The following is an 11,734-nucleotide window of genomic DNA, read 5'->3' on the forward strand; positions in this document are numbered from 1 at the left end:
GCGCAGCCGGTCATACTCCGCCCGCCCCGGATGCCCGCCCCTGCCCGACTTCCCACGGCCACGCACCCCGGCCTTCCGCGCCCACCCAGCCGCCGTGTGCCGATTCACCCCGACCGCCCGAGCAGCACCCGCGACACTGCCGTCCTCGCGGTCCAGCGCCTCGAAGAACCTCGCCCTCAGCTCCTCAAAACCCACGATCCCCGCAACTCCCTGAACTCCAGGGTGTTGCGGGGATCACTAGAACCCGCCCTGCCGCGGGCCCTTCCGCGTGTGGTGAGACCGCCGGATGCCGCGGCGGCACCGTGGCTGCGGGCGTGCGCCGCGTGGGAGGATGCGGCGCATGAGCGGGAGCGGCGGCACGAGCCCGTACGCCTGGCTGCCGCGGGGCGCGCGGGAGTGGAGCCCGCCGTACGGCGGGCTGCCGGGCACCTGGCCGCGGTTCACCGCGGCGTACGCCCTGCTGGTGCTGCTGCGGATCACCGGGGACGTGCCGGTGCCGTGGCTGCTCGGCGCGGCGGCGGCCGTGGGGGCGGCGAGCGTGGCGGGGTACCGGCTGCGCCGGCGCGGCGTCCGGCCGCGGGGCGGCAGTTGGGTGGTCGCGGGGCCGGGTGCGGTGTCGCTGGTGGTGCCCGCCGGTGCGGCGGGGGCCGCGGTGCTGACGACGGTCACGGACCGCGGCCGGGTCCTCGGCGGGGTGCAGGCGGCGGGCGCGCTGCGCGGGGCGGCGGCGCTGCTGCGCTCGGCGGACCGGGACCCGGCGCTGCTGGCGGCGGTCCGCTCGGGGCCGGAGCGGGACGGCGAGGTGCCGTACGTCGTGTACGACGAGCGGTCCGCTTTCGTGCTGCGGGCCGGTGCTCCAGGCGCGGTGCGCGCGGGCCGGCGGGGCGGGGACCCGCAGCGGGGCACCAGCGCCCGGCAGCGGGCGCTCCTCGCGGAGGTGGCCGGGGAGTTGGGCACCGAGGTGCCGTCGGCGGACGGCACGGACAGCGCTGGCGGTGCGGGCGGCCCCGGCGACGTACCGGACGCGCTGAGTCCGGCGGGGCGTGCCGCCGCGTGTCTGGCGGCGTCGGCCGCCGCGGCCGACGGGCCCCCGCTGCCGGACACGGATCCCGGCGTACGCTCCCTGCCCTGGCCGCCGCACCACGCCGCCGCCGCGGCGGCGGACAGCGTGCTGCGTCTGCTGACGTTCGCCGCGCCGGTCGTGCTGTGGGCCGCCTGGCTCGCCGGCGCCTGGTCCTGAAGGCCCCGTACGTCACACCGCCGGCGGGCCTCCGGCGCGGCTCACCCGGCGGAGACCTTGTGCACGGCGGTGTCGTCGGGACTCAGCCGCCGGCCGTCCGCTGACCGCACCTCCAGTGCCTTCAGGCGCCGGCCCTCCCGCCGGTCGAGCAACTCCGAGTGCGGCTCACCGGGAGCGAAGAAGTTCTGCTCGCCCCACTGCCTACGCGGTACACGATGGTCCTGTACGCGTACTGCGCCGGCACGGCGTCGCCCGCCGGCGAAGCAGCGTTACAGGCAACTTCTGCGCTCCACCGTCACCGTGTTCCTCCGAGGATGCTCTGGCCTTCAGGCCGGGGAGGAATCGGACTCCTGCGGAGCAGGGCAGAGTGATGAGTCGACGTCAGGGTGATTCAGTGTTCCCGCGGGTGGGGGACCATCAAGAGCGATGAGGCTCAACTGTCAGTCTTCCGGGGTAGCTTGGTGTGCATGGCTGGGGACGCGACGGCGGAGGGTTCCGGGGTAGCCCGGTATACCTACCGGCTTCGCGTGTCTCGTGGTGCTGAGCGTCTTCTGCTCGGTGAGTGGGACCGGTGCCGCTGGCTGTGGAATGAATGCGTGGCGAAGTCGAAGCAGACGCACCTGTGGAACAAGGCGCCGATGCGGCAGCGGGCCGGTATGCCCCGCTGGAAGAAGAAGCGTGAGGCTGACCCGAGCCTGAACTACACCCGCCGCGGCTTCCGCCTCAAGGACGGCCGTTTGCACCTGGCGGGCGGCATCGTGCTGTGTGTGGTGTGGTCGCGGGACCTGCCCCAGCCGCCCAGTCCGGTGCGCGTGTACCGGGACAGTACCGGTCACTGGTGGGCGTCGTTCGTGGCGCCCGGTGATCGAGGAGCTGCTCGCCACCGGCCGCGTGATCGGTATCGACTGGGGCGTCGGTCAGATCGCCACGACCACGTCCGATGCTCACGATCTTCCGCATGCCCAGTACGGGCTTAGGGCCGCGCAGAAGCTGGCCAGGTACCAGCGGATGATGGCCCGCCGTAGGCCGAAGCGCGGCCAGGCTGGATCCAGAGGCTACCGCGAGGCGAAGCGGCAGACCGCGAAGCTGCACAAGAAGGTCGCCCGGCAGCGTCAGGACACCGGCCGAAAGTGGGCCAAGTCGGTAGTCCGCGACCATGACGTGCTGGCAGTGGAGGACTTCCGCCCGCGCTTTCTGTCCCAGACCACGATGGCGCGCAAGGCGGCCGACGCTGCCATCAGCACCACCAAAGCGGCCTTGATTGAGATGGGCCGCAAACACGGGCGAGATGTCCGTCTGGTGCACCCTGCGCACACCACGATGGACTGTGCGCAGTGCGGAGCGAGAACCAAGCACGCACTACCTCTTTCCGAACGAACCTATGCCTGCACCGCGTGCGGGGCTGTCTCCCCCAGGGACAAGAACTCCGCGCGCGTGATGCTGGTCCGGGCTGGTCTCAACCCGGACGGTGCTGAGGGCGTAAGACCTCGGGGGCCGCTGGCCCCCAAGGCAGCCTGAGCCGTGAATCCCCACACCAGCCCTGGAAGGAGGGAACCCTTCCCTTCAGGGAGGGGAGGTTTCAAGCTGCGGACGCTCATCAGGCGTGAGGTCGCCGTCCGTTGACGCACCCCGCGTGCCCGGTTACGTTCCCTTCAACGTTCTGTTGAACGCCGGGAGGGTGCATGGTGGCGCAGGACGACTCGGCGCGGGACGACTCGGCCGCGACGTCGATCGGCGCCCCCGTACGGGCCCGGATCGCCGCCTCGCTCGCCCCCGTCGACGCAGAACTCGGCCGCCGTTACCCGGGCGACCCCGGCACCCGCCAGCCCGTGCACACCGTCTACGTCCCCGCCGACGCCTTCCGCGCCCGTACCGTACGCGACTGGGGGCGGCAGGCCCTCGACGCGCTCGACGCGCACGCGCCCGACGCCGGCGCGTTCGCCGCCGCGGTGGGGCTGTCCGAGGGGGCGGCAGAGGTGTACGGCCGGGTGCGCGCCAAGCTCGCGCGCGAGCCGGTCGAGGACCTGCGGATCGACTTCGAGGACGGCTACGGCCCGCGGTCCGACGACGAGGAGGACGCCGCCGCCGTGGCCGCCGCCCGCCTCCTCGCGGACGCCGTCGGCGACGGCAGCGCACCGCCGTACGCCGGCATCCGGGCCAAGTGCCTGGAAGCCGCCGTCCGCGACCGCGGCATCCGCACCCTCGACCTCTTCCTCACCGCGCTGCTGCGGGCATGCGGCGGCGTACTGCCGGACGGGCTGGTGCTGACGCTGCCGAAGGTCACGTACCCGGAGCAGGTGAGCGCGATGGCCGCGCTGCTGGGGGAGTTCGAGAAGGCGCACGGCCTCGCGGCGGGGCGGCTGGGCTTCGAGATCCAGATCGAGACGACGCAGGCGGTCCTCGGCGCGGACGGCCGCGCCACGGTGGCGCGGATGATCGACGCGGCCGGCGGGCGGGCGACGGGGCTGCACTACGGGACGTTCGACTACAGCGCGGCGTGCGGGGTGAGCGCGGCGTACCAGTCGCTGGACCACCCGGTGGCCGACCACGCGAAGGCGGTGATGCAACTGGCCGCGGCGGGCACGGGCGTACGGCTGTCCGACGGCTCGACGAACGTGCTGCCGGTGGGGGACACGGCGCGGGTGCACGCGGCCTGGCGGCTGCACTACGGGCTGGTGCGGCGGTCGCTGGCGCGCGCGTACTACCAGGGGTGGGACATGCACCCGGGCCACCTGGCCACCCGGTACGCGGCGGTGTACGCGTTCTGCCGGGAGGGCCTGGATGCGGCGTGCGCCCGGCTGGCGGCGTACGCGGGCCGCGGTGCCGGCGCGGACGGCGGGGCCGGCGGCGTGCTCGACGAGCCGGCGACGGCGCGGGCCCTCAGCGGCTACCTGCTGCGGGGGCTGGACTGCGGGGCGGTCGACACGGCGGAGGTCACCGAGCGGACGGGGCTGGGGCGCGCGGAGCTGGACGCGCTGGCGGGGCGGGCGCCGCGGGGGTGAGGGCGGGAGCCGCGGGTGCGCATGGGGAGGCTGTACGGCGTGCTGCCGGGGACGCGTGCGTGTCAGTGGGGCGGCCTACCCTTGGGCGGGAGTGCGGGGGACGGGGCAGGAGGCCGCGGCAACCCCCGGGATGCTGGCCGAGGCCGCCGGGCCGGCGCGCGGTTCACGCGCACCGGAACTCCCGCTGCGGGCGCGGGTCACGGCGTCGCCGCCGGGAGCAGACCGCGGCGGGCGAACCCGGCGTACAGCTCGCGGATGCCGGCCTCCCACGCGGGTGCCCGCTCGCTGGTGGTGACGGTGTTGCGCAGGGTGCCGAGGAGCGGGCTGGATATCTCCACGAGGTCGCCCTCGCGATGGGTGAACCCGCTGCCCGGGGTGCCGCGGTCCGCGGTGGGCGCGAAGAGCGTGCCGGTGAAGAGCACGACGCCGTCGGGGTATTGGTGGCGGCGGTTGACCGCCTGGGCGACCAGGGTCTCCAGCGGGCGGCTGATACGCGCCATGTCGGAGGAGTCGCTGAGCTCGAAGCCGTCCTCGCCCCGCACCGACAGGGCGATCGTCGCCTCGCGTACCGAGTCGACGGTGAAGCCGTCGTCGACGAGGCGGACGAACGGGCCGAGCGCGGTGGAGGCATTGTTGTCCTTCGCCTGGGGCAGGAGCAGGGCGCTGCGGCCCTCGATGTCGCGGAGGTTCACGTCGTTGCCGAGGGTGACGCCCGCGACGCGGCCGTCCGAGGCCACGACGAGGACCAGCTCGGGTTCGGGGTTGTTCCACTCGGAGACCTCGGCCACGCCGATCCGCGCCCCGTACCCCACGGCCGAGAGCACCGGTCCCTTGGTGAAGATCTCCGCGTCCGGCCCGAGGCCGACCTCCAGGTACTGCGACCACAGGCCCTGCTCGCGCAGCCACGCCAGCAGTTCGACGGCCTCCGGGCTGCCGGCCCGTACCGTCTCCAGCCGGGTGCCGAGCCGGGCGCCGATCAGCGCGCGGATCTCGTCCGCCGCCGCGGCGACGCCGCCGGCGCGCTCCTCGATGACCCGCTCCATCATGCTGTCCGCGAACGTCACCCCGGCCGCCTTGAGCACCTGGAGGTCCACCGGCGCCAGCAGCCGCGGCCGGCCCGCGTCCCCGCCGGCGGTCGCGGCCAGCACCTCGGCGAGGGGCCAGCTCCGCCCGTCCGCCGCGCCGCGGACGCGGGCGGCGGCGTCGGGGTGCTCCAGCAGGTCCGAGACGGTCGGCCCGAGGGCGGTGACGTCGACGAGGGCGTCGCCGCGGACGGTGACCAGGCTCGGGCCGCCGTCCGCGGGGTCGAGAAGGCGGCCGACCAGCAGAGCGGCGTCCGCGTCTGCGGGCAGGACGTCCGCGGGGGCGGAGGGGATCTCGCGGGAGGCCATGGGCATCCGGCCTTTCTGTGCGCGTGGCGGCGTGGGCGTACGGACTTCGCACGGTGATCGGAACACAGCCGCCCGGGAAAGGGCGACCCCCCTGACGGAAGTTCGCCGTAGCCCCGCGCCTCCGAGCCGTAGCCCCGCGCCTCCGGGCCCGCGCCCCGCGCCTCGTGCCCCGCGCCTCGTGCCCCGCGCCTCGTGCCCCGCGCCTCGTGCCCCGCGCCCTCGCGCCCGGCGAACCCGCCGCGCGCGCCGGCCGCTCCGCCTCAGCCCGCCGGCGGGCGTTCGCCAGAGCCCCGTGCGATCAACCGGGTCGGCAGCACCAGCCGCTCCGGGTCGCCGACGGCGCCTTCGAGCCGCTGGAAGAGCCGTCCCGCCGCGCGCCGGCCCAGTTCCGCGGGGTCCTGGGCGACGACGGTGATGCCGGGGGAGAGCAGGTCGGCCATCTCGAAGTCGTCGAAGCCGACGAGCGCCGCCGTCCTGCCGCCGGCCGCCAGCGTCCGCACGGCGGTGACGGTGACCCGGTTGTTGCCGGTGAACAGGGCCGTCACCGGCTCCGGCCCCGACGTCATCCGTATGCACTCCGCCGCCACCCGCGCCGGCTCCGTGCTGCCCGGCGAGGTCCACGCCGCGGACACCGGCAGCCCGGCGTCCGCCATCGCCTCCCGGTAGCCCCGCAGCCGCTCGGCGGCGGTGTGGATACGGGGGTGGTCGCCGATGAAGCCGATCCGGCGGTGGCCGTACCCGACGAGGTGCTCGACCGCCCGGCGGGCGCCGCCGCAGTTGTCGGACAGCACGGTGTCGGCGCTGATCCGCCCCGGCGGCCGGTCGACGAAGACGGCGGCCACGCCCGCCGCCAGCTCCGGCTCCAGATAGCTGTGGTCGGCACTCGCCGGCACGACCACAAGACCGTCCACCCGGCGTGCGCACAGCGCGAGCACCAACTCCTCCTCGCGCCCGGGGTCCTCGCCGCTGGAGCCGTGGATGAGCAGCGAGCCGTGCGCGCGGGCGACCTCCTCCACGGCCCCGCTCAGCGGCGCGTAGAACGGGTCGGACAGGTCCTCCAGGACCAGCCCGACGGTGGCGGTGCGGCCCTTGCGCAGGATGCGCGCGCTGTCGTTGCGGCGGAAGCCGAGCGCGTCGATGGCGTCCCTGACGCGCCGCTCGGTCTCCTGCGTGACGCCGGGCTCGCTGTTGACCACCCGCGAGACGGTCTTGAGGCCGACACCCGCGCGGGCGGCGACGTCCTTCATCGTCGGGCGGCTGCCGTAGCGGGGCCGCTGCGGGCCGGGGAGGTGATCGGACACCCGCCTGATGATAGGGGCTGGACAACGTTGTCACATGCCGGGCAGACTGACCGCGCACCGCAATCCGACGCCCGCACCGCCCCTCCAGGAGGCGCCACGATGGCCGCCGCCCAGCCGACCGAACTCGTCGCCGCGCTCGACATCGGTGGCACGAAGACGGCCGCGGCCCTGGTCGACGTCGGCGGCCGGCTCCTCGCCCGGGCCCAGCGGCCCACCCCCGCCGCCGCGGACGGCGAGACGATCACGGCCGCCGTGACCGGCGTCCTGCGCGACCTCTCCGCCGCCGACCCCGCCGGCTGGGCCCTTGCGACCGCCGTGGGCATCGGCAGCGCCGGACCCGTGGACGCCTCCGTGGGCACCGTCAGCCCCGTCAACATCCCCGGCTGGCGCGACTACCCGCTGGTGGCCGCCGTGCGCGAGGCGGCCGGCGGGCTGCCCGTGGTGCTCGTCGGCGACGGCGTCGCCATGGCCGCCGCCGAGCACTGGCAGGGCGCGGCCCGCGGCCGGTCAGCGGCGCTGTGCATGGTCGTCTCCACCGGCGTCGGCGGCGGGCTCGTGCTCGACGGCCGCCCGTACCCCGGCCCCACCGGCAACTCCGGGCACATCGGCCATATCTCCGTCGACCTCGACGGCGACCCGTGCCCCTGCGGCGGGCGCGGCTGCGTGGAGCGGATCGCCTCCGGTCCCAACATCGCCCGCCGCGCGCTCGCCGCCGGCTGGACCCCGGGCCCGGACGGCGACGACACCGCCGCCGGCGTCGCCGCGGCGGCCCGCGCCGGCGACCCCGTGGCGCTCGCCTCCTTCGACCGGGCCGCCAAGGCGCTGGCCGCGGGCATCGCCGCCACCGCGACGCTGGTGGAGATCGAGGCCGCCGTGATCGGCGGTGGTGTGGCGGCGGCCGGGGAACTGCTCTTCGCACCCGTACGGCAGCATCTGAAGGCGTACGCCGCGCTGTCGTACGCCGCGGACGTGGCGGTGGTCCCGGCACATCTCGGTACGGATGCGGGTCTGATCGGCGCCGCCGCCGCGGCGGCGCAGGAGTTGGGCCTGCGGCGGTTCACCGCGCCCGGCTGACGGCCGGGTGCGGTGCGGGCGGGTGCGGCGCCGCGTGCGTCAGGCGCGGCGGCGCACCCGCCCTCACTCAGTGCGGTACGTGACGGGGCGTCAGCAGGTGAACTGCGCGTCCGCCCAGTCGGCGTGGTCGTAGTCCACACCGTCGCCGCCGTCGGTGACGACCAGCCGCACGGACTGGGCGCCGCCGATGTCCGCGGACAGCGGCTGCGCCGGCTTGTCGTTCGTCAGCACGCCGGAGTCCGCGACCTTGGCGCCGTCGGCCCAGACCTCGAAGGCCACCGAGCCGTTGTTCCCGGTCTCGTCGTCCAGCCCGACCCGGGCGCTGAACGTCTCGCACTCCTCGCCGGTGTAGAAGCCGATGTCGCTGGCGGCGTGCACGCCCAGGCCCTTGCCGTACGTCTCGCCGCCGATGGTGAGCGGCTTGCCGTCACCCTGCGACTGCTCGCCGACGCTGGTGTCCCGCTCCACCGGACCCCAGCCGTTGCCGGCCTCCAGCCACTCCCAGTCGCTCGCGTACGTCGTCCCCGCGGGCGGGGCCGCGACCACATACGCCGAGCCCGTCGAGGTCAGCGACGCGGTCGTGCCCGACGGGCCGGCGTAGTCGGCGGTCAGCGGGAACTCCTGGCGGCCCGTCGCGGCGTCCGCCGGGGCGGTGAGCCGCCAGGTGGTGGTCAGCTCGGCGCCCGGCTCGACCTTCTTCGCGGTGGTGGGCGAGTCGGTCTCCGCCTGCCAGCCGGCGGGGGTCTCGAGCGCGACGGCCACGTTCCTCGCCGGCGTGACGCCGGTGTTGCGGAACGTCGTCGTCACCTCGGCCTCGCCGCCCGCCTCGACGTACGGCGAGGCGTCGGCGCCGAACTCGGCGGCCGGCGGGTAGCTGCCGGCGCCGTCACCGGGCCAGACGCGGTAGAGCACGGTGCCGTGTGCGGGCACCGTCGCGGAGATCTCCGCGCCGGAGTTGTAGTCCTTGTGCTGCCACAGGTCGCGCACCCGGTAGCTGTCCGCGGCCGGCAGGCCCACGGCGTCGGCGGTGGTGGAGATGCGCTGCGGCGTGTTCGACTCGTTGAACAGGGCCACGGCCCGGCTGCCGTCCGCCATCTCCTTGGCGACGACCCAGCGGCCGTCCTCGGAGGTGACCACGGCGCCCTGCTTGCCCAGCGGGTCCTGGTCGACGGCGATGACGTCCTCGTTCTCCAGGATCTCGAACGTCGCCTCGTCGGCTTCGCGCAGGTCGGAGCCGATGAGCAGCGGCGCCGCCATGATCGACCACATCGAGAAGTGCGTGCGGTACTCGGTGTCGGTCATGCCGCCGTTGCCGACCTCCAGCATGTCCGGGTCGTTCCAGTGGCCCGGGCCGGCGTACTCGGCCAGCGGCAGGTTCTGCTTCATGATGCCGAGCATGCTCGACCAGTTGTCACTGATGTCACCGGTCGTACGCCACAGGTGGCCGACGTCCGCGGCCCACTCCCACGGCTTGTTCTGGCCCCACTCGCAGATGCTGTAGACGATGGGCCGGCCGGTGGTCTCGGAGGCGGCCTTCAGCGCGTCGCGCATTTTGGTGTAGCGCTCGATGGCGTCGACGCCCTGGTTGTTGCAGTTGTCGTACTTGAGGTAGTCGATACCCCACTCGGCGAACTGCATCGCGTCGCTCTCCTCGTGCCCGAGGGCACCGGGGAAGCCGGCCGAGTTGCAGGTCTTGGTGCCGGCGCTGGTGTAGATGCCGATCTTCAGCCCCTTGGAGTGGACGTAGTCGGCCACCGCCTTGATCCCGTCGGGGAAGCGCTCGGGGTCGGGGACGAGCTTGCCGTTCGCGTCGCGCTCGGGCAGGGCCCAGCAGTCGTCGAGGTTCACGTACTCGTAGCCGGCGTCCTTCAGGCCCCGTTCGACGAAGATGTCGGCGATGCCCGTGACCATCTCGTGGTTGAACTCCTCCCTGCAGTGGGTGGAGTTCCAGTTGTTGAAGCCCATCGGCGGGGTCTCGGCCAGCCCGTCGGGCAGCCGGAGCTCCGGCCCGGCCGCCGGCTTCGCGGCGGCGGTTGCGCTCGGCTTGTGGATTCCCGTCGGCGCCGCCACGGCGGGTGCGGTCAGGGTCGCGCACAGCGCGACCGCTCCCGCGGCGCCGATCAGCGTGCGTGTGCGGGGGCCGGCGACTCTTCGTCCGAACGGTAGGTTCCGCATCGGATCCACTCCTCTGGGTGGGGTGTTGCGAACGGATGGGTCATGGACGCGTCACACGAGCGTTTACGGTAGAGCTTGTTCGACTCTGTCGGAAGAGATGCGGTAACAGTTGGCTGACACTCGGTCAAAACCCTTGACAGTGCCCGTGGGTGGAGGTGTGATCCCTCAATCCACGTTCGATTGTGTTTGGTTAACACTTCACCGGAAGGGGAGCGATGAGCGCCTCATCTTCTGTCAGCAGGACTGTAGGCCGCCCCGCCGCTGCGTCACCGTTGACGCGCCGGAGTCTGCTGCGGGGCGTCGCTCTGGGCGCCGGCGCCGTCACCCTCCCGACCCTGCTCGCCGCGTGCGGGAGCGGTCCGGGCGGGGACGGCAAGACCGTGACGATGGGGTCCAACGCCTCGGACGAGGTGCCCCGCAAGGCGCTCCAGGACGTGCTCGACGCGTTTGAGAAGAAGTCGGAGAAGACGGTCGACGTCAACACCGTCGACCACAACACGTTCCAGGAGAACATCAACCGCTACCTGCAGGGCCGGCCGGACGACGTGTTCACGTGGTTCGCCGGCTACCGCATGCAGTTCTTCGCCGAGCGCGGGCTGCTCGCCGACATCAGCGACCTGTGGAAGGGCTTCGACGGCTTCTCCGGCGCGCTGAAGGACCAGTCCACCGGCGCCGACGGCAAGCAGTACTTCGTGCCGATGTACTACTACCCGTGGGCGGTCTTCTACCGGAAGAGCGTCTTCGAGCAGGGCGGCTACGAGATACCGACGACCTTCGACCAGTACACCGCCCTGGCCAAGCAGATGCAGAAGGACGGCCTGGTCCCGTTCGCCTTCGGCGACAAGGACGGCTGGCCGGCCATGGGCACGTTCGACTACCTCAACATGCGCACCAACGGGTACGAGTTCCACAAGTCGCTGATGGCCGGCGAGGAGGCATGGACGGACCCCAAGGTGCGCGAGGTCTTCGACCTGTGGCGCGGCCTCATGCCGTACCACGACCAGGGCGCCAACGGCCGCACCTGGCAGGAGGCTGCCCAGTCACTGGCCCTGAAGAAGACCGGCATGGGGGTGTTCGGCCTGCCGCTGCCCGGCCAGCAGTTCCCCGAGGCCGACCGCGAGGACCTCGACTTCTTCCCCTTCCCTGAGATATCGCCCGAGCACGGCCAGGACGCGGTCGAAGCCCCGATCGACGGCTACCTCATGTCGTCCAAGACCAAGAACGAGGAGGCCGCGCGGGAACTGCTGACGTTCCTGGCCACCCCGGCGGCCGAGGAGACGTACCTGAAGTCCGACCCCAACAACGTCGCCGTGAACTCCGGCGCCGACACCTCCTCCTACGGCACGCTGCAGAAGAAGGCCGCCGAGCTGGTCTCGGGCGCCAAGCAGATATCCCAGTTCCTCGACCGGGACACCCGCCCGGACTTCGCCTCGACGGTCATGATCAAGGCGTTTCAGGACTTCATCGACGACCCCGACGACATCGACGGGCTGCTGGACGGCATCGAGAGCCAGAAGAAGACCATCTTCGCCGAAGGCGGGGAGTAGTCCA

At 73.3% G+C, this 11,734-nt stretch carries 7 protein-coding genes and 2 pseudogenes; 5 read left to right on the forward strand and 4 right to left on the reverse strand.

The genetic code is table 11. The annotated features are described in order from the left end of the window. Positions 1 to 340: 340 nt before the first annotated feature. The gene (locus tag B124_RS10480) at positions 341 to 1,240 is read left to right on the forward strand and encodes a hypothetical protein (RefSeq protein ID WP_496502465.1); all 900 of its coding nucleotides are present in this window, start codon (positions 341 to 343) and stop codon (positions 1,238 to 1,240) included. A 41-nt stretch (positions 1,241 to 1,281) separates the two neighbouring features. Here the strand turns inward: B124_RS10480 and B124_RS10485 are convergent. Next, positions 1,282 to 1,452, reverse strand: a pseudogene (locus B124_RS10485) (winged helix-turn-helix transcriptional regulator); the annotation flags it as partial. Positions 1,453 to 1,707: 255 nt separating this feature from the next. Between B124_RS10485 and B124_RS10490 the strand changes: the two are divergent. Both B124_RS10490 and B124_RS10495 read left to right on the forward strand, forming a co-directional pair. Then, a pseudogene (locus B124_RS10490) lies at positions 1,708 to 2,758 on the forward strand (RNA-guided endonuclease InsQ/TnpB family protein). A gap of 164 nt (positions 2,759 to 2,922) precedes the next feature. Further along, positions 2,923 to 4,242, forward strand: coding sequence for a DUF6986 family protein (locus B124_RS10495; protein ID WP_496502466.1), 1,320 nt, complete (start codon positions 2,923 to 2,925; stop codon positions 4,240 to 4,242). A gap of 197 nt (positions 4,243 to 4,439) precedes the next feature. On the opposite strand, the gene B124_RS10500 is transcribed toward B124_RS10495, so the two are convergent. Then, on the reverse strand, positions 4,440 to 5,633 hold the full coding sequence (locus tag B124_RS10500) for a fumarylacetoacetate hydrolase family protein (protein ID WP_496502605.1): 1,194 nt from the start codon (positions 5,631 to 5,633) through the stop codon (positions 4,440 to 4,442). Between the two features lie 260 nt (positions 5,634 to 5,893). Next, positions 5,894 to 6,880, reverse strand: coding sequence for a LacI family DNA-binding transcriptional regulator (locus B124_RS10505; RefSeq protein WP_496502606.1), 987 nt, complete (start codon positions 6,878 to 6,880; stop codon positions 5,894 to 5,896). A 153-nt stretch (positions 6,881 to 7,033) separates the two neighbouring features. Between B124_RS10505 and B124_RS10510 the strand changes: the two genes are divergently transcribed. Beyond that, entirely contained in the window at positions 7,034 to 8,008 is a 975-nt protein-coding gene (locus B124_RS10510) for an ROK family protein (protein WP_496502467.1), read from the forward strand. A gap of 90 nt (positions 8,009 to 8,098) precedes the next feature. Here B124_RS10510 and B124_RS10515 read toward each other — a convergent pair whose 3' ends face one another. After that, positions 8,099 to 10,183 (reverse strand): NPCBM/NEW2 domain-containing protein, encoded by a 2,085-nt coding sequence (locus B124_RS10515; RefSeq protein ID WP_496502468.1) that lies wholly within the window; start codon positions 10,181 to 10,183, stop codon positions 8,099 to 8,101. 272 nt (positions 10,184 to 10,455) lie between these two features. On the opposite strand from B124_RS10515, the gene B124_RS10520 reads away from it, so the two are divergent. After that, the gene (locus tag B124_RS10520; protein WP_496502469.1) at positions 10,456 to 11,730 is read left to right on the forward strand and encodes an ABC transporter substrate-binding protein; all 1,275 of its coding nucleotides are present in this window, start codon (positions 10,456 to 10,458) and stop codon (positions 11,728 to 11,730) included. The last annotated feature ends 4 nt before the right edge of the window (positions 11,731 to 11,734 follow it).

The organism is Streptomyces sp. CNP082, assembly GCF_059570535.1.